At 66.0% G+C, this 21,138-nt stretch carries 21 protein-coding genes; 9 read left to right on the top strand and 12 right to left on the bottom strand.

All coding sequences use genetic code 11. From position 1 onward, the window contains the following. Positions 1-4: 4 nt before the first annotated feature. Positions 5-1,060: a carbonic anhydrase gene (locus tag BVG12_RS15800; RefSeq protein WP_075793237.1), complete on the top strand. Its 1,056-nt coding sequence runs from the start codon at positions 5-7 to the stop codon at positions 1,058-1,060. 12 nt (positions 1,061-1,072) lie between these two features. Here BVG12_RS15800 and BVG12_RS15795 read toward each other — a convergent pair whose 3' ends face one another. From BVG12_RS15795 to tsaE, 4 genes are all read right to left on the bottom strand, one after another. Next, entirely contained in the window at positions 1,073-1,306 is a 234-nt protein-coding gene (locus tag BVG12_RS15795; protein ID WP_083685089.1) for a hypothetical protein, read from the bottom strand. Positions 1,307-1,410: 104 nt separating this feature from the next. Continuing rightward, a complete protein-coding gene (locus tag BVG12_RS15790; RefSeq protein WP_075793236.1) occupies positions 1,411-2,229 on the bottom strand; it encodes a D-hexose-6-phosphate mutarotase in 819 nt (272 codons plus the stop codon). Between the two features lie 34 nt (positions 2,230-2,263). Further along, positions 2,264-3,670, bottom strand: coding sequence for an N-acetylmuramoyl-L-alanine amidase (locus BVG12_RS15785; RefSeq protein ID WP_075793235.1), 1,407 nt, complete (start codon positions 3,668-3,670; stop codon positions 2,264-2,266). Beyond that, entirely contained in the window at positions 3,634-4,122 is a 489-nt protein-coding gene (tsaE, locus tag BVG12_RS15780; RefSeq protein ID WP_075793234.1) for a tRNA (adenosine(37)-N6)-threonylcarbamoyltransferase complex ATPase subunit type 1 TsaE, read from the bottom strand. Before tsaE ends, BVG12_RS15785 begins: the two co-directional genes overlap by 37 nt. Positions 4,123-4,152: 30 nt before the next feature. On the opposite strand from tsaE, the gene queG reads away from it, so the two are divergent. After that, positions 4,153-5,247: a tRNA epoxyqueuosine(34) reductase QueG gene (gene queG / locus BVG12_RS15775; protein WP_075793233.1), complete on the top strand. Its 1,095-nt coding sequence runs from the start codon at positions 4,153-4,155 to the stop codon at positions 5,245-5,247. On the opposite strand, the gene BVG12_RS15770 is transcribed toward queG, so the two are convergent. The 3 genes from BVG12_RS15770 to BVG12_RS15760 all read right to left on the bottom strand — a co-directional run bounded on the left by BVG12_RS15770 (position 5,244) and on the right by BVG12_RS15760 (position 8,522). Next, positions 5,244-5,573, bottom strand: coding sequence for a DUF3052 family protein (locus tag BVG12_RS15770; protein WP_229503898.1), 330 nt, complete (start codon positions 5,571-5,573; stop codon positions 5,244-5,246). The two genes, queG and BVG12_RS15770, sit on opposite strands and share 4 nt — an antisense overlap. Positions 5,574-5,879: 306 nt before the next feature. Then, entirely contained in the window at positions 5,880-6,473 is a 594-nt protein-coding gene (locus BVG12_RS15765; protein ID WP_075793231.1) for a response regulator transcription factor, read from the bottom strand. 45 nt (positions 6,474-6,518) lie between these two features. Further along, entirely contained in the window at positions 6,519-8,522 is a 2,004-nt protein-coding gene (locus tag BVG12_RS15760) for a sensor histidine kinase (protein ID WP_075793230.1), read from the bottom strand. Between the two features lie 123 nt (positions 8,523-8,645). Here BVG12_RS15760 and BVG12_RS15755 point away from each other — a divergent pair, with 123 nt between their 5' ends. From BVG12_RS15755 to BVG12_RS15740, 4 genes are all read left to right on the top strand, one after another. Further along, complete coding sequence (locus BVG12_RS15755) at positions 8,646-9,671, top strand: TRAP transporter substrate-binding protein (protein ID WP_075793229.1); 1,026 nt, start codon at positions 8,646-8,648, stop codon at positions 9,669-9,671. Between the two features lie 406 nt (positions 9,672-10,077). Next, on the top strand, positions 10,078-10,608 hold the full coding sequence (locus tag BVG12_RS15750) for a methylated-DNA--[protein]-cysteine S-methyltransferase (RefSeq protein ID WP_075793228.1): 531 nt from the start codon (positions 10,078-10,080) through the stop codon (positions 10,606-10,608). Continuing rightward, the gene (gene xerD, locus BVG12_RS15745; RefSeq protein ID WP_075793227.1) at positions 10,581-11,486 is read left to right on the top strand and encodes a site-specific tyrosine recombinase XerD; all 906 of its coding nucleotides are present in this window, start codon (positions 10,581-10,583) and stop codon (positions 11,484-11,486) included. Before BVG12_RS15750 ends, xerD begins: the two co-directional genes overlap by 28 nt. 74 nt (positions 11,487-11,560) lie before the next feature. Then, the gene (locus BVG12_RS15740; RefSeq protein ID WP_075793226.1) at positions 11,561-11,740 is read left to right on the top strand and encodes a hypothetical protein; all 180 of its coding nucleotides are present in this window, start codon (positions 11,561-11,563) and stop codon (positions 11,738-11,740) included. A 118-nt stretch (positions 11,741-11,858) separates the two neighbouring features. On the opposite strand, the gene BVG12_RS15735 is transcribed toward BVG12_RS15740, so the two are convergent. From BVG12_RS15735 to BVG12_RS15725, 3 genes are all read right to left on the bottom strand, one after another. Then, a complete protein-coding gene (locus BVG12_RS15735; protein WP_075793225.1) occupies positions 11,859-14,975 on the bottom strand; it encodes an efflux RND transporter permease subunit in 3,117 nt (1,038 codons plus the stop codon). Positions 14,976-14,978: 3 nt separating this feature from the next. Beyond that, entirely contained in the window at positions 14,979-16,184 is a 1,206-nt protein-coding gene (locus BVG12_RS15730) for an efflux RND transporter periplasmic adaptor subunit (RefSeq protein ID WP_075793224.1), read from the bottom strand. Between the two features lie 232 nt (positions 16,185-16,416). Beyond that, positions 16,417-17,388 carry an endonuclease/exonuclease/phosphatase family protein gene (locus BVG12_RS15725; RefSeq protein ID WP_075793223.1) on the bottom strand — a complete coding sequence of 324 codons (972 nt, stop codon included), beginning with the start codon at positions 17,386-17,388 and terminating at the stop codon, positions 16,417-16,419. Between the two features lie 38 nt (positions 17,389-17,426). Here BVG12_RS15725 and ybaK point away from each other — a divergent pair, with 38 nt between their 5' ends. From ybaK to BVG12_RS15710, 3 genes are all read left to right on the top strand, one after another. Further along, positions 17,427-17,918 carry a Cys-tRNA(Pro) deacylase gene (gene ybaK / locus BVG12_RS15720; RefSeq protein WP_075793222.1) on the top strand — a complete coding sequence of 164 codons (492 nt, stop codon included), beginning with the start codon at positions 17,427-17,429 and terminating at the stop codon, positions 17,916-17,918. An 83-nt stretch (positions 17,919-18,001) separates the two neighbouring features. Next, positions 18,002-18,643, top strand: a complete 642-nt coding sequence (gene plsY / locus BVG12_RS15715; protein ID WP_075793221.1) for a glycerol-3-phosphate 1-O-acyltransferase PlsY — start codon at positions 18,002-18,004, stop codon at positions 18,641-18,643. Between the two features lie 137 nt (positions 18,644-18,780). Next, positions 18,781-19,449: a DsbA family oxidoreductase gene (locus BVG12_RS15710; protein WP_075793220.1), complete on the top strand. Its 669-nt coding sequence runs from the start codon at positions 18,781-18,783 to the stop codon at positions 19,447-19,449. A gap of 11 nt (positions 19,450-19,460) precedes the next feature. Here the strand turns inward: BVG12_RS15710 and BVG12_RS15705 are convergent, their stop codons facing one another. Next, the gene (locus tag BVG12_RS15705; protein ID WP_075793219.1) at positions 19,461-20,306 is read right to left on the bottom strand and encodes an endonuclease/exonuclease/phosphatase family protein; all 846 of its coding nucleotides are present in this window, start codon (positions 20,304-20,306) and stop codon (positions 19,461-19,463) included. 120 nt (positions 20,307-20,426) lie between these two features. Beyond that, positions 20,427-21,137 carry a tetratricopeptide repeat protein gene (locus tag BVG12_RS15700; protein ID WP_075793218.1) on the bottom strand — a complete coding sequence of 237 codons (711 nt, stop codon included), beginning with the start codon at positions 21,135-21,137 and terminating at the stop codon, positions 20,427-20,429. Between the last annotated feature and the right edge of the window lies 1 nt (position 21,138).

Raw genomic sequence — 21,138 nt, 5'->3', positions numbered from 1 at the left:
TCCCATGCGTAACCTGATCGCCTTCTTCGCCTGCAGCTGCGTCGTCGTGACCGCAAGCGCCGCGAACGATCCCGCAGCCGCCGCGGCAGCCAAACTGGCGGCTTCCGTTTCCAAACCGGCATCGGCCATGGTGCCGTCGTCGCCGGTGCCCAAGAAGGCCGAGCCGGAGGTCAAGAAGGCCGAGAAGGCCGAGCCGGCAGGGAACGAGGAAGAAGCCGAGGTCGAATTGTCGGCCAAGATCGCCCAGCGCCTGGCCGCCTTGCGCGAGCGCCAGCAGGCGCGCGCCACGGCCGCCGCGCGCGCCAGGAAACTCGCCGATGCCAGGCGCAAACAGGACGAGCAGGCCGCCGCTGTCGCCGCCGCCATCGCCGCCGCGCCCAGGCACGGCACCGTGTGGTCGTACGAGGGCGAGACGGGCCCGGCCAACTGGTCGAAGATCAATTCCGACTGGGCCAAGTGCGGCACCGGCAACCGCCAGTCGCCGATCGACCTGCGCGACGGCATCAAGGTCAACCTCGAACAGATCAGCTTCGACTACCACCCGTCGTCGTTCAGCGAAGTCAACAATGGCCACACGGTCCAGGTGACAGTGGGCGGCGGCAATTTCATTACCATCGGCAACACGGCGTACGAGCTGCAGGAATTCCATTTCCACCGTCCGTCCGAGGAAAAGATCAACGGCAAAGGGACGGAAATGGTGATCCACCTCGTGCACCGTAGCGCCGAAGGCAAGGTCGCGATCATCGCCGTGCTGCTGGAACGCGGCCAGCCGCACCGCCTGATGCAAACCATCTGGGACAATTTGCCGCTCGAAAAACAGGAAGTCGTGTCGCCGGCGATCGTGCTCGACCCGACCGACGCGCTGCCGGAGCGTCGCGAGTACTTCACCTACATGGGGTCGCTGACGGAGCCGCCGTGCACGGAAGGCGTGCTGTGGATGGTGTTCAAGCAGCCGATGCAGGCGTCGCCGGCGCAGATGGCGTTGTTCTCGCGCCTGTATCCGCTGAATGCGCGGCCGGTGCAGCCGACCGCGGGCCGCATGGTCAAGGAGTCGAACTGAGCGACGGCATGGTCAATGCCAGCCGCGGTGACCCCATCCGCGCCCACGGCCTCCACGATATTCGTGGTAGCTGAAGTCGAGCGAGACGGGCGGCCCGACGTAGGCCGGTCCATAACCGTAATAAGGATAGTAGGGCGCGTCATAGGCCGCGTACGGCGGCGCATAGACGGCGCAGCCCGACAAGGCGCCACCTGCCGCCAGTACCACCGCCAGGCGTTTCCCCCAGCCGGATTTGTGGGTAGTCATCGCGTCACCTCGTATGCTTGCCTTCTGCAGTCTAGGCCGGCCGGCGAGGTTTGCCGTTCTTTTTGCTACAAAATGAAACGCCGGCAAGAGCCGGCGTTCCTGTTTTACCCTGCCTGTACCGTCGCGCGGTACGTCCCGCGCCAGATCCCGCCCGGCTCCAGCTGCTGCGGCCCCAGCAGGGCCGGTTCGATGCAGACGAAGCGGCGGTATTCCTCGTCGTCCATGTCGGACAGCGCCGCCGCGTCGGCCGCGCCCGGGTTCCACACGACGGCGTCCGTGAAGCCCGTCTGTTCCAACGTCACCTTGTCGGCGCCCGAGTCGAACGTGATCGCGCCGGGGATGCGCTCGAACACCTGGTCGAGCTTGTCGGTCAGCGCGAGCGTGTCGGCTTGCACGCCGTCGATGCGCACGGCGTCCACGTCGTCGACCAGGTGATAGGTGTGCAGCGCGGCGGCGAACGGGAAGGCTTGCGTGCCCGTGTTACGGACCTCGAGCGACATGTCGAGCTGGGCGCCGTGCACGGCCACGCGCAGCTGCAGTTCGAAGGCGTAGGGCCAGGCCGCCGCGATCTGTTGCGGCAGGTCCGCTTGATTCAGTGCCAGCACCGCGAACGCGGCCCCGTCCTGCTCGCCCTGGTCGACGACGCGCCACGTGGCGACGCGCGCGAAGCCGTGGCGCATGCCGTTGCCGCGCTCGGCGAACTGGGGAAAGATGACGGGGACGCCGCCGCGGATCGCCTTCCGGCCGTCCAGCGCCGACAGGCTGCTGAGGAACAGGCGCTCCTGGCCCGGCGTATCGGCCGTGGTCACGGCCTTCCACGACACGAGGTGCGCGCCGTACAGCGTGATGGTCGCCTCGGCGCCGTCCGGCGCGCGAAGTTGCAGGGCGGGCAATTGCCCGAATTGGATGGTCGTTGCGCTCACGAGAATCTCCTTATGGGACGCCCGCGGGCGCCCGTTAAGTCATGCGGCTCTTCGCCAGCGGCGGATTGTACGCGAAGTAGCGCTTGATGCCTTTCGTGATCGCGTCGGCCAGCTGGTTCTGGTAGGCGTCGTCCTTGAGCCGCGCCTCTTCGTCCGGGTTGGAGATGAATGCGGTCTCGACGAGGATCGAGGGGATGTCCGGCGCCTTCAGCACGGCGAAGCCGGCCTGTTCGACGACGCCGCGGTGCAGGCGGTTGATGCCGCCGATCTCCGTCAGCACGGCCTTGCCCAGCTTCATGCTGTCGTTGATCTGGGCCGTCTGCGACAGGTCGATCAGCACGCTGGCCAGTTCGCGGTCGTGCGTGCCGAGATTCACGCCGCCGATCAGGTCGGCCTTGTTCTGGTCGTTTGCCAGCCAGCGGGCCGCGCTCGAGCTGGCGCCTTTTTCCGACAGCACGAATACGGAGGAACCGCGCGCCGTCCGTTCGACGAACGCGTCCGCGTGGATCGACACGAACAGGTCGGCCTGCACCTTTCTCGCCTTTTCCACGCGCTGGCCGAGGGGCACGAAAAAGTCGGCGTCGCGCGTCAGCATCACGCGCGTGTTCGGCAAGTCTTCCAGCTTGGCTTTTAAGCGTTTCGCCACCGCCAGCACGATGTCCTTCTCGTGCACGCCCGTGGCGCCGGTCGCGCCCGGGTCTTCGCCGCCGTGGCCGGGGTCGAGGGCGATCGTCACCATGCGCATCACCTTCTGGCCCGGCGCGGCCTTGGCCGGCGTGGCCGGCTGGGGCGTCGTCGGCTGCGGTTGCGCCGGAGAAGAACCCGCGCGCGCCGCGTCCGCTTCGAGCTTGGCGATGGCGTCAGGGCCGGCCTGGCCGACGGTCGGCTCGCCCGGCTGCACGGCCGGCGTCGGCGTGGCCGGAGCCGCGTCCGTGCTCCAGTTTTCCTTGGCGATCATGTTCGCGAGGGGGTCGACGGCCTTGACGGGATACAGGTCGAAAATCAGGCGATGGTGATAACCGGCGACAGGTGCCAGGCTGAACACCTGCGGCTTGACCTCTTCCTTGAGGTCGAATACGAGGCGCACGACGTTCGGCCGGTTCTGGCCCACGCGCACCTGCTTGATGTACGGGTCGTTCGATTCGATCTTGGCGACGAGGCTTTTCAGCGTGTCGTTCAGCGCGAGGCCGTCGATGTCGACGACGAGGCGCGGCGGATCGGGCACCATGAAGTGCGTGGTCTTGAGCTCGCCGTCGTTTTCCAGCGTGACGCGGGTGTACTCGTCCGCCGGCCACACGCGCACGGCCATGATCTGGGCGGCGGAGGCCGTCAGCGGCGCGACGACGGACAGCAGCAGCGTGCCGCCGGCCTTGAGGATCGTGCGTCGCTTCAGGGAACCGGGAATCAGGGAGTCGGGGGGTAGTGCAGGCGTTCGAGGCATAGCAGGCCCAAGTCGGACAACGCCTTCAATTCTACCTCACGCCCAGGACCGCTGACCTTAAGCAACACTTTAACGTCGGGCGGCGGCAACACCGGTTCGCCTTTTTCCGGCCATTCCACGATGCAGATGTTGTTGCCGTCGAAATCTTCGCGGAAGCCCGCGTCGAGGAATTCCTCCGGGCTGGACATGCGGTACAGATCGTAGTGGATCAGGTTGACTTTCTGGCCATCCAGGTCGATGCGGTACGGCTCGGACAGCGTATAGGTCGGGCTCTTGACGGCGCCTTTGTGGCCGGCCGCGTGCAGCAGCGCGCGCGTGAGCGCCGTCTTGCCGGCGCCGAGGTCGCCGTGGAGATAGATGACAAGGCCCGGACGCAGCGCGCGCGCGAGGGCGGCACCCAGGGCTTGCGTGGCCGATTCGTCGGGAAGATAAGCTTTCAGTTGCTGCTGCATCGAATAGAATATGAGGTTTGTAGGTCAGCCATGTCCGCCATCCCGTCTTCCGAACAGCCCGATCTTCCCGCACTCGTCCAGGCCATCAAGGCGTGGGGTGTGGAGCTGGGCTTCGCCGACGTGCGCATCGCCGACATCGATCTCGCGGACCAGGAAGCGGGCCTGCAGGCCTGGCTGGACGCGGGCCATCACGGCGAGATGGATTATATGGCAAGCCACGGCATGAAGCGCGCCCGGCCGGCCGAGCTGGTGCCCGGCACGGTGCGCGTGATCAGCGCGCGCATGGATTATCTGCCGATGGCAACACCGGCCGACTGGCGCGCGCGAGAACGCCTGCGCCAGGAAGATCCGGACGCGGCCGTCGTGTCGATCTATGCGCGCGGTCGCGACTACCACAAGGTGTTGCGCAACCGCCTGCAGCAACTCGCGGAGCGCATCCGTGCCGCCGTCGGCGAGTACGGCTACCGCGTGTTCACGGATTCCGCGCCCGTGATGGAGCTGCCGCTGGCGCAGAAGGCCGGCCTCGGCTGGCGCGGCAAGCATACGCTGCTGCTGAGCCGCGAGGCCGGTTCGACCTTCTTCATCGGCGAGATCCTCGTCGATCTGCCGCTCCCGGTCGACGCGCCGACCGGCGCCCACTGCGGCCAGTGCAGCGCCTGCATCGACGTGTGCCCGACGGGCGCCATCCTCGGCCCGGGCCGGCTGGATGCGCGCCGCTGCATCTCTTACCTGACGATCGAGCTCAAGGGGGCGATCCCGGAAGCGCTGCGTCCGCTGATCGGCAACCGCATCTACGGCTGCGACGATTGCCAGCTCGCGTGCCCGTGGAACAAGTTCGCGCAGCGTGCGACGGTGCCTGACTTTGACGAGAGAAACGGCCTGGGCACGGCGGGGCTGATCGAGTTGTTCGGGTGGAGCGAGGACGACTTCAACCGCCGCCTCGAAGGCAGCCCGATCCGCCGCATCGGGCACGAGCGCTGGCTGCGCAATCTGGCGGTCGGCCTCGGCAACGCCACGACGTCGGACGCCATCGTCGCCGCGCTGCGTACCCGCGCGGACCACCCGTCGGGGCTCGTGCGCGAGCACGTCGCGTGGGCGCTCGCGCGCCACGGGGAGCAGGTTTAGACTTCGATGCGCTTCATGCGCAGGGCGGACCAGTCGCCGTCGATGGAAATCATGGCGACGCCCGTGATGCCGTTTTCCTTGGCATAGGCGTTGATCGAATCGCGATTGATGTCGGTGGCCTTGGAGGCGGTCTGTTTCAGATAGGCGACCCACAGCGAGCCCTTGTCGCCGAGGCGTTCTTTGGCGATGGGGAAGAATTGTTCGAGTTCCTTGCGGTTCATTGCGAACAGCAACACGACGTCCACTTTGTCCTGATCCGGCTTGATCAGGTTAGGCGGTATCTGCGACACCATGCCGGGGTGAACGTTCCCGTTCAGGATCAGCATCGATTTCGCGCTCCTCAAGAACATTTTGTCGGCTATCGTCTTCTCGCTCATCTGCGTTCCCTAAAGAATTTTTCGACGTGGTGAGTTCGACCACTCCATGTTCAGATTGATTTTACAAGCGAACCCCGCGCGGCGCGGCGACGCGCGGGCAGCCGTGCGCGCAGTTACGGATAGCAAGTGCTGAGCGTCGTCCCCGCGAAAGCGGGGACCCATACTGAAGTTCAGAGACTGGTCGCGTAAAAATCACATTTACGATTGCCGGAGCCTCGGCATGGATTCCCGCATGCGCGGGAATGACGGCGTTGGCTATTTCAATAACCCCGCCAGCTCGACGGCTGTCTTGACCTGCATCTTGTCGAAGATGTGCGCGCGGTGCACCTCGACCGTGCGCATGCTGATGCCGAGCTTGTCGGCGACGACCTTGTTCATATTGCCGGCCAGGATGAGGTCGAGGACCTCGCGTTCGCGTGCCGACAACGTGGCGAGGCGGGCGCGGATGGCGTCGCTCGACGCGGCCTTGCGCGACGCGGCCAGCGCTTCCTCGACGCGGTCCATTAGCTGGTTGTCGTTGAAGGGTTTTTCGAAGAAATCGAAGGCGCCGCGCTTGAGGGAATCGACGGCCATCGGCACGTCGCCGTGGCCGGTCAGGAAGATCACGGGCAGGCGCGCCAGCAGGCCGCGCGCCACCAGCTGGTCGAACACGGCGATGCCGTTCATGCCGGGCATGCGCACGTCCAGCAGCACACAGTCGCCGTGGGCGGCGTCGGCCGCGAACCGGTCGCCCAAAGCGTCGAGAAAGGCCTGGCCCCCCGCATAGCCGCGTGCCGGCAGCCCACGCGATTGCGCCAGCCATTCGAGGGCGTCGCGGATGACGTCTTCGTCGTCGACGATGTGCAGCATGGTGGCTCCGGGGTCTCCTGTTTTGCGCGTATTGTAAAGCACGAATCAGGTGACGGGCGCTTCCTGGGCCTGCTGCAACGTGAACGTAAACACGGTGCCGCCGCCCGGATTGTCCGCGTGGGTGAGCGTGCCGCCGTGGAATTCGATGGCCGTGCGGCAGATCGACAGGCCCATGCCCATGCCTTCCGCCTTCGTCGAAAAGAACGGCGAGAACAGGCGCTCGGCCACTTCCGGCGCGATGCCGTGGCCGTTGTCGATCACGGACACGGCCACTTGCCCCTGCGCGCCGGTGTGCGCGGCGATGCGTAGTACACGCCGCTCCGGGTCGATCTCCTGCATCGCCTCGATCGCATTGCGCGTCAGGTTCAGCAGCACCTGTTCGATCAGCACGCGGTCCGCGAGCACGGGCGGCAGGTCGGGCGGAACGTCGACCTGCAGCACGACGTAGCTCTGGCGCGCCTGCAGTTCGACGAGGGCGTGGATGCCGTCGACGACGTTGGGAATGGCGACGGTCTCGCGGCGCGGCTCGCGCTTTTTGACGAATTCGTGCACGCTGCGGATGATCTGGCCGGCCCGGCGCGCCTGCGTGTTCGCCTGCTCCAGCGCGCGCTTCAGCATGCCGGCGTCGAGCGGCGGTTTGGTCCCGTCGGCGCCGTCGCCCGCGCGCGCGAGCACGTTGAGCGCGCCCGCCGTGTAGCTGGAGATGGCGGCCAGCGGCTGGTTCAGTTCATGTGCCAGCATCGACGAGATCTCGCCCATCGTCGCCAGGCGCGCGCTCGTCTCCAGCTTTTCCTGCTGCTGGCGATTGAGTTCCTCGGCGCGCTTGCGGTCGGTGATGTCGAGGATGGAGCTCATCCAGCCCGTGTGGCGGCCGTTGGCGTCGACGAGGGGCGCTTCGAACACGAGCACGGGCACACGCACGCCGTCCGAGCGCTGGAACACAGTCTCGAACTGCGGCGTGACCTGGCCCGACAGCACTTTGCGGAAGCGGGTTTCGTACTCGGACATCGCTTCCGGCGCCCAGTAGGGCATCGGCGGCGTCTTGCCCAGCAGGTCTTCCGGCGGCAGGCCGACCATGCGGCAGAATGCCGGGTTGACGTAGGTGACGCGGCCTTCGAGGTCGCGCGCGCGCAGGCCCGTGAGCAGCGAATCTTCCATCGCCGTGCGGAACGCCATCTGCTGGCGCAGCGCGTTTTCCGCCGCGATCGTGCGCGCGATGTGGCGCCACAGCGCGACGAGTGAGATCACGAGGCCCAGCGCCAGCACGATCACGGACCCCACCAGCAGGTTCGGCAGCAGCTTGGGCGCGCCCTTGACGCTGTCGGTGGCGAGCACGATCTGCGATCCCGGCAGGTCGAGCGCGCGCTTGTGCGTGTAGACGCCGCGGCCCGGGCCGCCGGCGGCGCGCTGCGCCACCACGCGGTCGTCGCGGTCGAGCAGCGACAGCGCGTTGTCCTGGGCGAACCACCACGGCACGTTCTCGTCCAGCAGCGTCTGCAGGTTGTACGTGGCGACGAGGCTGCCCATGTATTTGCCGGCGTGGTACAGCGGCAGGTGGAAGTCGATCAGGCCGTGCACGAGGCCCTTGGCGCCATACGGTTCGCTGTAGCGGCCCAGGCGGGTGCTGCGCGACATCGCGGCGGCGTCGCGCGACGATTGCGTGAGGCCTTCGGGCGGCAGTTCCAGCCCGCGGCCCGCCTTGACCTGGCCGTGCGCGTCGTACCAGATGATGCGCTGGAGTTCGTGGCCGTTCTTGAACATCTGCGCGAGGCGCGTCTGCAGCGCGGCCGGTTGCGGCGTCTCGATGGCCAGGTCGGCGCCCAGCGCGGCCAGCGCTTCCTCGCTGCGGGCCAGTTCGAAACGCAGGGTCTGCTCGACCCACAGGGTGTCGGCGATCAGTTGTTCCTGGCGCTCGTTGCTTTCCATCTGGCGCGCCTGCCATGGCAGCCACAGCAGCACGAGCAGGAACAGCAGCACCAGCAGCACGGGCACCAGCCAGCGCCACGGGCCTTCCGGGACGGGGCGGGGCAGGGTAAAGGAAGTTCTCATGTGATAACGTTTCATCTTTTGCCAGCTGCCGACCAGTCGTGGTTTTCCACGATAGCGGCGCCGTGAGGTAAGCGGCACACTGGCGGTCGGTACCCGAATATACACCGGGGGAAGAGGAAATCTATGCGCATCAAAGCCACGCTGGCCGCGTTCGCCGTCCTGGCCGGCCTCGGCGCCGCCGGCGGCGTCCGGGCCCAGGCCCCCATCATCATCAAGTTCAGCCACGTCGTCGCGCCGGACGCGCCCAAGGGGCTGGCGGCCGAACGCTTCCGCGTGCTGGCCGAACAGCTGACGCACGGCCGGGTCCGCGTCGAGGTCTATCCCAACAGCCAGCTGTACAAGGACAAGGAAGAACTGGAAGCGCTGCAGCTCGGCGCCGTGCAGATGCTGGCGCCGTCGCTGGCCAAGTTCGCGCCGCTGGGCGTGAAGGAATTCGAAGCCTTCGATTTGCCTTATATCTTCCCGACGAAGGCGGCGCTGTATGCCGTGACGGAAGGCCCGATCGGCAAGAACCTGCTGCAGAAGCTGGAATCCAAGGGCATCACGGGCCTGGCCTACTGGGACAACGGTTTCAAGGTGATGTCGGCGAATCGTCCGCTGCACAATCCGGGCGATTTCCACGGCCTCCGGATGCGCATCCAGGGGTCGAAGGTGCTCGACGCGCAGATGCGCGCGCTCGGCGCGATTCCCCAGGTGCTGGCGTTTTCCGAAGTCTATCCGGCCCTGCAGGCCCACGTCGTGGACGGCACCGAGAATCCGCCGTCGAATATGTACACGCAAAAGATGCACGAGGTGCAGAAATACGTGACGGTGTCGAACCACGGCTATCTCGGCTACGCCGTCATCGTCAACAAGAAATTCTGGGACGGCTTGCCGCGCGACATCCGCGAAGAGCTGGAGCAGGCGATGCGCGACGCCACGGCCTACGAAAAAACCATCGCCCAGCGCGACAACGACGCGGCCCTGGATGCGATCCGCAAGACGGGCAAGACGAAGATCTATACGCTGACTCCGCAGGAACAGGCCGAGTGGCGCCAGGCGCTGTTGCCCGTGCAGAAACAGGTGGAAGGCCGCATCGGCAAGGACCTCATCGATGCGATCAACCAGACGACGTCCCGCACCGCGGCGCCCATGACGGCCAAGCGCTGACTGCCCGGATTCAGTGCGCCACCGAATATTAGTTGTCTGCAATCAATGGGACGAGGTGCTTACCCGTTTTTTGACATGTCGGGTAGGCTTATGACCGAAATATATTTCGTGAATGTATATAAAAAACTACGCTTTTCTTATGCGGTTGCGTTATGATGGGGCACCTTTTGGCACCAACCTGGTGCGATAAAGCGAACCGAATACGATTTGGGAGAGGGAAAAGAAAGCGGTAAGTACAAACTTTACCGGAAAACAGTTAGGAGGAGACACACGTTTTACATGATGCAGCCGGCAATGACCAGGCAGCCGAAAACGTGACCAAATTAGAAACGCACCCCCGGGTGCGTTTTTTTTTGCCTCCGCGCGGGGACTTGCGATCGGGCGTGCCGGGTCTTACACTGCATCGATGAACACACAACAAGGCAGCGAGATTTTCAGCGCCATCATCGCGGCGCCGTTTGGAGCGATGGGCATCCGTACCGAAGACGGACGGCTGCGCGAACTGGTCTACCTGCCGCCGCATTACGAGGAAAAACCGGCGCAGGATGCCGTCGCCGAGCAGGCCGCCGTCCAGGTGGCGCGCTATTTCGAGGACCCCGATTTCCGCTTCGACCTGCCGTTGAAAGAGGCCGGCAGCGCGTTCCAGCGCCGCGTCTGGGACACCATTTGCGCCATCCCGCGCGGCAACGTGCGTACGTACGGCCAGATCGCCAAGCAGCTCGAATCCGCACCGCGCGCCGTCGGCCAGGCCTGCGGCGCCAACTGGTTCCCGCTCGTGATTCCCTGCCACCGCGTGACCGCGTCCGGCGGCCTGGGCGGTTTTTCCAGCAGCGACGACGAACACGGATTCCAGCTCGGGATCAAGCGTTGGCTGCTGCGCCACGAAGGCGCGCTGGCGCTCGAGATGCCATGGCAGCAGCAGTCAATCTTCCCCTGATCGACGCGTTCTGCGACACGCTCTGGCTCGAGCACGGACTGGCGAAGAATTCCCTCGACGCCTACCGGCGCGACCTGCGCCTGTTCGCGCGCTGGCTCGAAGTCAAGCGCCCCGGCCGGCGCGACCTGTACGCCGTCGAGCCGCAGGACATCGCCGCCTATTTCGCCGAACGCCACGCGGACACGAAGCCCAGTTCCGCCAACCGCCGCCTGTCCGTGCTGAAGCGCTTTTATCAGCTGGCGTTGCGCGACCGCCGTATCGAGGTCGACCCGTGCCTGAAGATGGCGTCCGCGAAGCAGCCGCAGCGCTTCGTGCACACGCTGACGGAAGCCCAGGTGGATGCGCTCTTGGCGGCGCCGGACGTGGCGACGCCGCTCGGCCTGCGCGAGCGCACGATGCTCGAACTGATGTACGCGAGCGGCCTGCGCGTGTCGGAGCTCGTCGCCTTGAAACTGGTCGAGCTGAGCCTGAACGACGGCGTGCTGCGCATCACGGGCAAGGGCAGCAAGACGCGCCTCGTGCCGTTCGGCGAGCAGGCGCGATTCTGGCTGGAGCGCTATATGAAAGAGGCGCGCGGCGTCATCCTGGACGGCCAGATCGACGACGCGCTGTTCGTCACGCACCGCGGCGGCCCCATGACGCGCCAGATGTTCTGGGTCGTCATCAAGAAGCATGCGGCGAAGGCGGGCATCACGGCGCCGCTGTCGCCCCACACGCTGCGTCACGCGTTCGCCACGCATCTGCTGAACCATGGCGCCGACCTTCGCGTGGTGCAATTGCTTCTTGGCCATTCCGACATTTCCACGACTCAAATCTATACCCACGTCGCACGCGAACGCCTGAAGGGGCTGCATGCGCAGCACCACCCGCGTGGTTAATTCTCAAGACGACATGCGATGACTGGTCCATAATGGACCGGTACGACCTTTCCAACGACAGTCTCGAGGTAAGCATGGCCAAGACGAATTTCCAGTACGAAAAACGGCAGCGGGAGTTGGAGAAGAAGCGCAAGGCGGAAGAAAAAGCGCGCAAGAAGCAGGAAGCCAAGCAGCACAAAGGCGAAGGGGAGGAGGCGCCGGTGCTGGACGAGGATTCCGGCGAGGAAGCGCAGCAGGAGCATGACCCCGCCTGACCACGAGACGTCGTTCCCGCGGCAGCGGGAACCCATACAGAGCATCACGAGTCGAGGCGGTCGGTTTAAGCAAGCTCAGCATGGGTCCCCGCTTTCGCGGGGCCGACGGAGCACGACGTTACGCAGTCTGCTCCTTCGCCGTGTCATCCACCGCGTGTTCTTCATGCCCCCGCTTGAACCACGCCGCCACCCGCTTGCCCAGGCTGTCGAGATAGGTGTACGCCACCGGCACCACGACCAGCGTGAGCAACGTCGACGTGATCACGCCGCCGATCACGGCGCGGCCCATCGGCGCCTGGGTTTCTCCGCCTTGGCCCATGCCGATCGCCATCGGCAGCATGCCGAAGATCATCGCGAGCGTCGTCATCAGGATCGGGCGCAGGCGTACCTGGCCCGCTTCCATCAGCGCGTCGAACTGGGTGCGGCCTTCGCGCTGGCCGTGGTTGGCGAAGTCCACCAGCAGGATCGCGTTCTTTGTCACGAGGCCCATCAGCATCACGACGCCGATGATGGAAAAGATGTTCAGCGTCGTCTTCGTGATGAGCAGCGCGACCAGCACGCCGATCAAGGAAAGCGGCAGCGACACCATGATCGCGATCGGCTGCAGGAAGCTGCCGAACTGCGACGCCAGCACGAGGTAGATGAAGATCACCGCGATGCCTAAAGCGACGCCGAAGCCGGCCATCGTCTCGTCCATCTGCTGGGCGTCGCCGCCGACGTCGAAGCGCACGCCGTCCGGCAGCTGCATGGCCTTCATTGCCTTGTTCACCTCGCCCATCACGTCGCCCAGCGGACGGCCGTTGAGACCGGCGAAGACCGCCACGCGGCGCTGCAGGGCCTGGCGCTTGAGCATCTGCGGGCTCGTCGACGGGACGAATTGCACGACCTGGCGCAGCGGAACCATGATCGGGTTGCCCATCGCATCCGTCTTCGACGACGCGACCGACAGGTCGGCCAGGTCGGCCACCTTCTCGCGGCCCGACTTCGGCAGCTGCACGTTGACCTCGTAGTTCTGGCCATCCGGCGCGAGCCAGCGGTTGGTCTGGTCGCCGGCGACGAACGGACGCAGCGCCGTGCCGATCTGCTGTACCGTGAGGCCCAGGTCGGACGCCAGCTCGTGATTGATCTTGACGATGGTCGCCGGGTTCGCGCCTTCCTGGCTGTACTCGATGTCGGCCACGCCGCGGATCTTGCGCATCTTGTCCATCAGCGTGTGGGCCACGACGTCCAGCTTCGCTTCGTCGTTGCCCAGGATGGCGATGTAGATGGGGCGCTGGCCGACCGTCAGCGAGATGCCGGCGATCTTTTCCAGGCGGTCGCGGATGACCTTTTCCATTTCCTGCTGCGAGCGGCGGTGCGTCTTGTGCACGTCCGTCAGCTTGAGGTTCACCTGCGAGTAGTTGCGGCCTTCCCACGAACCGACGATGGTCGAGACGCTGTCGATTTCCTTGAACTCGGCCAGCGCGGCCTCGGCCTGGCGCAGTTTCGCATCCGAGTATTCCAGGCTGGAGCCGATCGGCGTCTTCAGGCGCAGCTGGATGAAGCCGTCGTCGACCTGCGGCACGAATTCGCCGCCGATCTTCGGCACCAGCATCAGGCTGCCGGCGAACAGCGCGACGGCCAGCAACAACGTCGACTTGCGCCAGCCGAGCGCCAACGACAGCACCTTCGCGTACACGCCGTGCAGCCACTCGATGCCGACCTCGATGCGCGCCATCAGGCGGCCCAGCCAGGGCACGTACTTGAAGCGGTCCTTGACCGGATCGGGCCACACGGACGACAGCATCGGGTCGAGCGTGAAGCTGACGAACAGCGACACCAGCACGGCCACCGCGACCGTGATCCCGAACTGCAGGAAGAAGCGGCCGATGATGCCCTTCATGAACGCGATCGGCACGAACACGGCGACGATGGCGAACGTCGTCGCCATCACGGCAAGGCCGATCTCGTTGGTGCCGTCTTCGGCGGCGCGCACATGGTTCTTGCCCATGCCGAGGTGGCGCACGATGTTTTCGCGCACGACGATGGCGTCGTCGATCAAGAGGCCGATGCACAGCGACAGCGCCATCAGCGTGAGGAAGTTCAGCGTGAAGCCGAAGTACTTCATGGCGATGAAGCTGGCCAGCACGGAGATCGGCAACGTCAGGCCCGTGATGATGGTGCTGCGCCACGAGTGCAGGAACAGGAACACGATCACCATCGTCAGCAGCGCGCCTTCGACGATGGTTTCCTTGACGTTGTCGACCTGGCCCTGCACGTTCTTGGCCTTGTCGTCCAGGATGCGGAATTCGACGTCCTTGGGCAGGGTGGTCTTCATCGCTTCGATCGCGGCCCGCACGCCGGTGCCCACCTCGACGGTGTTGGCGTCCTGGACCTTCGCGATCTCCAGCGTGACGGCGCGCTCGCCGTTCACGCGCGAGATCGATTGTTCTTCCGCGGCGCCGTCCGAGATGTCGGCCACCTGGCTCAGGTAGACCGGACCGCCCACGCGGTTGGCGACGACGATGCGCTTGAAGTCGGCCGCTTCCTTCATCTTGCCTTCGATGCGCACGAGGTTCTCGCGCGCGCCGCGGCTGATGCGCCCGGCCGGCAGGTTGGCGTTGGTCGCCGTGATGGCGTTCATCACCTCGTCGATGCCGACGTTCAGGCTCTTCAGCTGGTCCGGACGGATGTCGATGAGCACCTGGCGGTCCTGCTTGCCGTTGACGCGGACCTGCCCCACGCCGGCGACGGCCTGGATCCGCTTGACGATCACCTGGTCGGTCAGCATCGACAGGTCGCGCAGGCTGCGCTCCTTCGACGTCAGCGACAGCAGGATCACGGGCTGCGTGTTCTCGCCTTCCTCGCGGAACACGACCGGTTCCTTCACTTCGCGCGGGAAGCGGCCGCGCACGGTGCTGATGCGGTCGCGCAGATCCTGCACGGCGCGGTTCATGTCGACGGTCAGCTGGAATTCGATGCCGACGCCGGAGCGGCCTTCCCACGACGTGGCGCGGATGGTCTTGATGCCGCCGACCGTATTGGCCGCTTCCTCGATCGGGCGCGTGACGTCATTCTCGACCTGTTCCGGCGACGCGCCCGGATACTGCGTCTCGATGAAGACGGCCGGGATCTCGATGTTCGGCATGCTCTCCACGCCGAGGCCGCGGTACGCGAACACGCCGAGCACCATCAGGCCGACCATCACCATCGTGGCGAAGACGGGATATTTGATACTGGTACGGGTGATCCACATGGTTCAGCCTTTCGGTGCCGGCGTCGCGGCTGCGGTTGCGGCGTCGGGCAGCTTGACCAGGCTGCCCGGCTTGATGCCGTCCAGCGGCACCGCGAGCACGGTCATGCCGGCCGCGGCGCCGTCGAGCGCTTCGACGAGGCCCGCGTCCTGGTTGCGCAGGCCCAGCGTCACGGGCTGCACGACGACCTTGCCGCCGTCGACGCGGTAGACGACGTCGCGGCCGTTTTCCTGGCGGATGGCACCGATCGGCAGCAGCGGATGCGGTGCCGATTTCTCGGTGACGATGGTGCCCTTGGCGAACATGCCGGCGCGCAGCAGGCCGTCCGGATTCGCCACGTCCACGTACACGATCATGGCGCGCGAGCCCGTTTCCGTGGCCGGGTTGATGCGCGCGACCTTGCCCGTGAAGTTGCGGCCGTCGAAGCCGTCGACGTGGAATTGCACGTCCTGGCCCACGTGGATGCGGGGGATGTCGGAGGCCGGCACCTGGGCGTCGAGCGTCAGGTGCTTCAGGTCGACGATGGCGAACACGGGGCTATCCGGCGACAGCTTCTCGCCGGCTTGCGCGAGGCGCTTGCTGACGACGCCTGAGAGAGGCGCGTGGATCGTCGTGTCGGCCAGCGCGATGCGCGCGAGGTCGAGCTGGGCGCGCGCGGAATCGACGGCGGCCTGGGCGAGATCGACGGCGTTCGCGGACGTGTCGTACGCGTTCTGCGCGATGAAATTCTGCTTGAGCAGCGACGCGCTGTTGCTCATGTTTTTCTTGGCCAGCGCCAGGCGCGCCTGCGCCTCGGCCAGCAGGGCCTGCTGCTGGGCCACGCGGGCTCTCGCCTCGGCGGGGTCGAGTTGCGCGATCACCTGGCCGGCCTTGACGTCCATGCCTTCCTGCACGGCCGTCGACAGCACGATGCCCGACACCTTCGACTTGACGGTGGCCTGCGACAGCGGCATGAGCGAGCCCGTGACGGGCAGCGTGACGGCCAGCGGCCGTGCCTCGATGCGGGCGATGTCGCGCACCGACAACTCGTGCACCGGCGCCGTTGCCGCCGGTGCCGCGGCCGCCGGCGCGGGGGGCGCGGCGCGGTGCGTCAGCGCGTAGGCGCCGGCACCCGCCAGCGCGACGGCCAGCAGCGTGAGCGCGACGACCTTGGTGCGCCGGCGCGGCGGGGTGGGCTGTTCGGCGGACAGGGGCAGGGACTCGATCTTCATGGTTGTTCTTTATGTGTGGTGAGCGCGAGCGGAAAGGAGAGCGCAAGTGCTCCGTCCTGCGACGGCGGGATGGAGCTCCCAGCGCATGAGAGCATGGTAGGTGTGAGCATGATGAACCGCTATCGGAATGCGACGAGCGGTGTAAAAGGGACGCTGAACTGCGCAAAATCCGGGACGGACGTGGCGTGCCGCACAACGTCGTCCCCGCGAAAGCGGGAATGACGTGCTGACGTCAACCGTCGCCGGCCGGCGTCCCGGCCTGCCCGAACAGACGCACCCGCGCCAGCACCTGCCCGTGATCGGACGCCTCCGGCAACCCGAGGTCGAGATGGTCGTTCAGATAGACGACGTCGACCACTTCGCCCAGCGCCCCCGGCACGTCGCGATTGAATTCCGCCGACACGAGGATGTGGTCGATGGTCGAGTGATAGCCGTCATGCACGTTGGAAAAACCGACATGGCGCAGGAGGTCCTGGCGGCCCTGCAGCTGGCAGGCGTCATATAAACGGTCGCCGCTGGGCGCGCCGAGGCCCAGCACGATGCCGGTCGTGACCGCGTCGGCCACGTCGTTGAAGTCGCCCAGCACGATGCGCGGCCGGTGGTTCTCGCGGCCGATCTGGGTCAGCAGCACGCGCAGCGCGGCCGCCTCCGTGCCGCGCCGGATCAGCGAGCGCAGCGACGCCAGCGCGTACAGTTGCGGATCGTCGCCCGTGTCGCCCGCGCGGTAGTCGGGGCGGCGCGACTTGAGGTGCACGACCACCACGTCGGCGACGAGATCCGGCGTCAGCTGGATCGCCGCGTGCAGCGGCGCGCGCGTGAAGCGTTCCGGATCGCGATTGCCGGGCGGCATCGCAATCCCGGGCGGGAAATAGGGCAGCTGCCGGGGCGCATCGGCCAGCGCCAGGCGCGAGGCGAGGGCGACGCTGGGCGTGAGTTTTTCGGCGTCCGGGTCGGGATCGAAGCCGACGTGGACGGCATCGCGGAAGCGCCGCGTGCGCGACAGCGCCTCGGCCAGCGCGGCCTGGGAGAACACTTCCTGGAAACCGATGACGTCGGCGCCGAGCATGTCGATCTGGTGCGCGGTCCAGGCGATCTTCGCTTCGTATTCCTCGGGCGTGCTCGGTTCCAGGTTGTCGTACAGCCTGGCGCCCGGCGGGGCGAGGTTACACACGTTGAAGGTGGCAAAGCGAATCTCTTGCTGCATAATAAGCAACTCCTCCGTTTGCATTTAGCGTAACACGCATGGCCAAGAAAGAGCATATCTCCGAAACCCCGGCAACACAGTTCCTGCGCAAGCATGGGGTCGCGTTCTCGGAGCACCCTTACGAGTACGAGGAGCATGGCGGCACGGCCGTGTCGGCGCGCGAACTGGGCGTGGAGGAACACGCCGTCGTGAAAACCCTCGTGATGCAGGACGAGGCGGCCAAGCCGTTGATCGTGCTGATGCATGGCGACTGCAAGGTCTCGACGAAGAACCTGGCGCGCGTGATTCCTTGCAAATCCGTCGAACCGTGCAAGCCGGACGTCGCCCAGCGCCATTCCGGCTACCTGGTCGGCGGCACGTCGCCGTTCGGCGTGCGCAAGGCGATGCCGGTCTATGTCGAGGAAAGCATCCTGCAGCTGGACAAGATCTATATCAATGGCGGACGGCGCGGCTTCCTCGTCGGTATCGCGCCCGGCGTGCTCGTCGACGTACTGAAAGCCCGGCCCGTGCACTGCGCGCTGGCGGACTGATCGCCCGACTATCGCCGGCCTCGGCCGATGGTGTATATTTCACGCGCGCCAGATTCCTGGCCGGGGATGAAGAAAAGAGACTCATGTACACAATTCTGTTCACCATCGCAGCCTACCTGATCGGCTCGATTTCCTTCGCCGTCGTGGCGAGCCGCCTGTTCGGCCTGGCCGATCCACGCACCTACGGGTCGAAGAACCCGGGCGCCACCAACGTCCTGCGTTCGGGCAGCAAGAAGGCGGCCATCGCGACCCTCGTCGGCGACTGCGCCAAGGGCTGGCTGGCCGTGTGGCTCGCGATCCATTTCGGCGAGCGGTTCGGCGTCGAGGATGGCGGCGTGGCTCTCGTGGCCATCGCGGTCTTCCTGGGCCACCTGTGGCCCGTGTTCTTCCGCTTCGTCGGCGGCAAGGGCGTGGCGACCGCGCTGGGTGTGCTGCTGGGCCTGAACGTCTGGCTCGGCCTGGCGACGTTGGTGACGTGGCTCGTCGTCGCCTACGCGTTCCGCTACTCGTCGCTGGCCGCGCTGGTGGCCGCGATCTTCGCGCCGTTCTACTACGGCCTTTTGTTCGGCGCCGACGAAAAACTGTTCGCCGTTATCGCGATGAGCCTGCTGCTGCTGTACCGCCATAGCAGCAACATCAGCAATCTCCTGGCCGGCAAGGAATCCCGGATCGGCAGCAAGTCCAAGGCGGCCGCAGCGGCCAAAGCAGCGCCTCGAAAGAAATAGCCCAAAACCGGGGTCTGACCCCGGATTGTCGATTTGCCGAATTTGTTTGGCGCGCTGCTCCCTTTCGTTCGATGTGTCACCATATGCCATCGGCGTTAGTGAAAACAATTGGAAGGCGGTGAAACGTGAATAAGCAGATGAGAATCGATTTCGTGTCGGATGTGTCGTGCCCGTGGTGTGCGATCGGTCTGAAATCGCTCGAGCAGGCGCTGGACCGGGTGTCCGATGAAATTACGGTCGACATGCACTTCCAGCCCTTCGAGCTGAACCCCGGCATGGGGCCCGAGGGCCAGGATATCTTCGAGCACATCACCGAGAAATACGGCTCAACGCCGGCCCAGCAGGAACAATCGCGCGAGATGATCCGCCAACGCGGCGAGGCCGTCGGCTTCACGTTCGATATGAGCAAGCGCGGCCGCATCTACAACACCTTCGACGCGCACCGCCTGCTGCACTGGGCGGAAGGCCAGGGCCGCCAGCAGGCACTGAAGGAAAAGCTGTTCGAGGTGTATTTCACGCAAGGCGACAACCCGGGCGCGCACGACGTGCTGCTGCGCGCGGCGGGCGAGGTCGGCCTCGACGTGGAGGCCGCGCGCCAGGTGCTGGAATCGAACGCGTACGCCGACGAGGTGCGCCAGCTCGAGTACTACTGGCAGCGTGCCGGCATCCGCTCGGTGCCCGCCATCGTGATCAACCAGCGCCACCTGATCTCGGGTGGCCAGCCGCCCGAGGTGTTCGAGCAGGCGCTGCGCCAGATCGCGCAGCAGGACGAGGAACTCGAGCAGGACGAGGAACCGGCCGCGTAAAGGCCGCCGGTTCAGCTCAGGTCGAGCACGATGGGCTGGTGGTCCGAGGCCGACGTCTCGGACTGCACGGAGACGTCGGCGACGCGTCCGGCCAAGTCCTCGGTGACGAAAAAATAATCGTAGCAGTCGGGCTTTTCCGGCCACTTGAAGCCGTGCAGGCCGGCCGTCGGTGCGCGCGCCATGTCGCCGTGGCGCACCCGCCAGGCATCCAGCAAGGCCAGCGAGCCGGCCGGCGCGGGCGCCAGCATGGCCCGGTAGTCTTCCGAGTCCGGTCCGAAATTGAAGTCGCCGCAGTAGATGGCCGTGCCGGGCCGGAAACCGAGCTGGAACGGCGGCTCGAGATCGGGCTCGGGCTGGTAGACGGCGGCCCTGGCGCAGGCCTCCTCGTGCAGTTCGCGGATGCGGCGCACCTGCGCCCCGCGCTGTACCGGCGAGTAATATTCGAGGTGGGTCGTCAGCAGGCGCAGCTTGCCGCCGGGCGCTTCCAGCACGGTCTCGATCATCCCGCGCGGCATGCCGGCCGGGTGTTCCGGATCGACGGGCCACGGCAGCATGTGGCGCTGCGCCTGGGTGATGCGGAATTTGGACAACAGGATATTGCCGAACTGCCGAGGCAGATTGTTGCGATAGATTTCGCTCGGTGCGTGCTCGATCATGTGGTAGCCACCGAAGGCGCCGGCGAGCTGCTTGAACTGGCTCGCGCTGGCGCTGCCCTCCAGTTCGGGATGGTTGGCCGCCACTTCCTGCAGGCAGATCACGTCGGGATTCAGCTTGCGCAGCACATCGATGATTGCGTGGATGCGGATGCGCCCGTCCCTCCCACAGCCCCAATGAATATTCCAGCTAACCACGCGCATTCGATACCTCCGTAAAACTCAACTGCCAGAGTTTGCCATTCTTTGGAGAATGGCGGTCACACGGTAGGATCGATGTCAAGCTAACAAGTTCACCAGAACAGTGTCTGGAACGGCCGCGTTTCAGAAGCGGCTTGCGTTGCTGCGCCTGTGTTCGGCACCTTCTTTCAGCAACTGCTCCGCCTCGGCGGCGTCCTTGGGCGTGAGGTCGTCGCCCGTCTGCTTGACGAGGGCCAGCTCCTGGATCGCGGCCGGGTACTCGCGGTCCGCGGCGCGCTCCAGCAGGTCGCGCGCGCGGCGCGGGTCAGGCGCCACGCCGTCGCCGTCCGCATACGCGTTCGACAGCAGGAACATCGCATGCGCATCGCCCGCCTGCGCGGCCACGGCCAGCCAGTGCGCGGCGGCGGCCTTGTCGACCGGGACGCCGTCGCCGTTCTTGAGCAGCAGCGCGAGCCCCAGCGCGGCCTTGGCGTGACCCTGCTGCGCCGCCTGGCGGTACCATCGCGCGGCGCGCGCGTTCGCGCCGCTGTCCTGCGTGTGCTCGCGTTCCAGCTCGCCCAGCTGCCATGCGCTTTCCGTATCGCCCTGGCGCGCCGCGCGCAGGAACAGGGCGCGCGCCTGGTCCTCGCGATGACGCTTCTGGTAGAGCAGGGCGAGTTCGCGCTCGGCCACCGCCAGGCCGTCGTCGGCCCAGGCCCGCAGGCGCTGCTCGGCGGCCGCGTCGCCGCGCTGGGACGCGTCCATGGCGACGGCCTCGATCTCGGCCGGCAGCGGGGCGCGTGCGCAGCCGGCGAGGAGGACGAGCAGCAGCGCTTGAGTGATACGGATACGCATG

It is taken from the genome of Massilia putida (genome assembly GCF_001941825.1).
Lineage (GTDB): Bacteria > Pseudomonadota > Gammaproteobacteria > Burkholderiales > Burkholderiaceae_D > Telluria > Telluria putida.
This window is presented reverse-complemented; position numbering and strand designations above follow the sequence as displayed.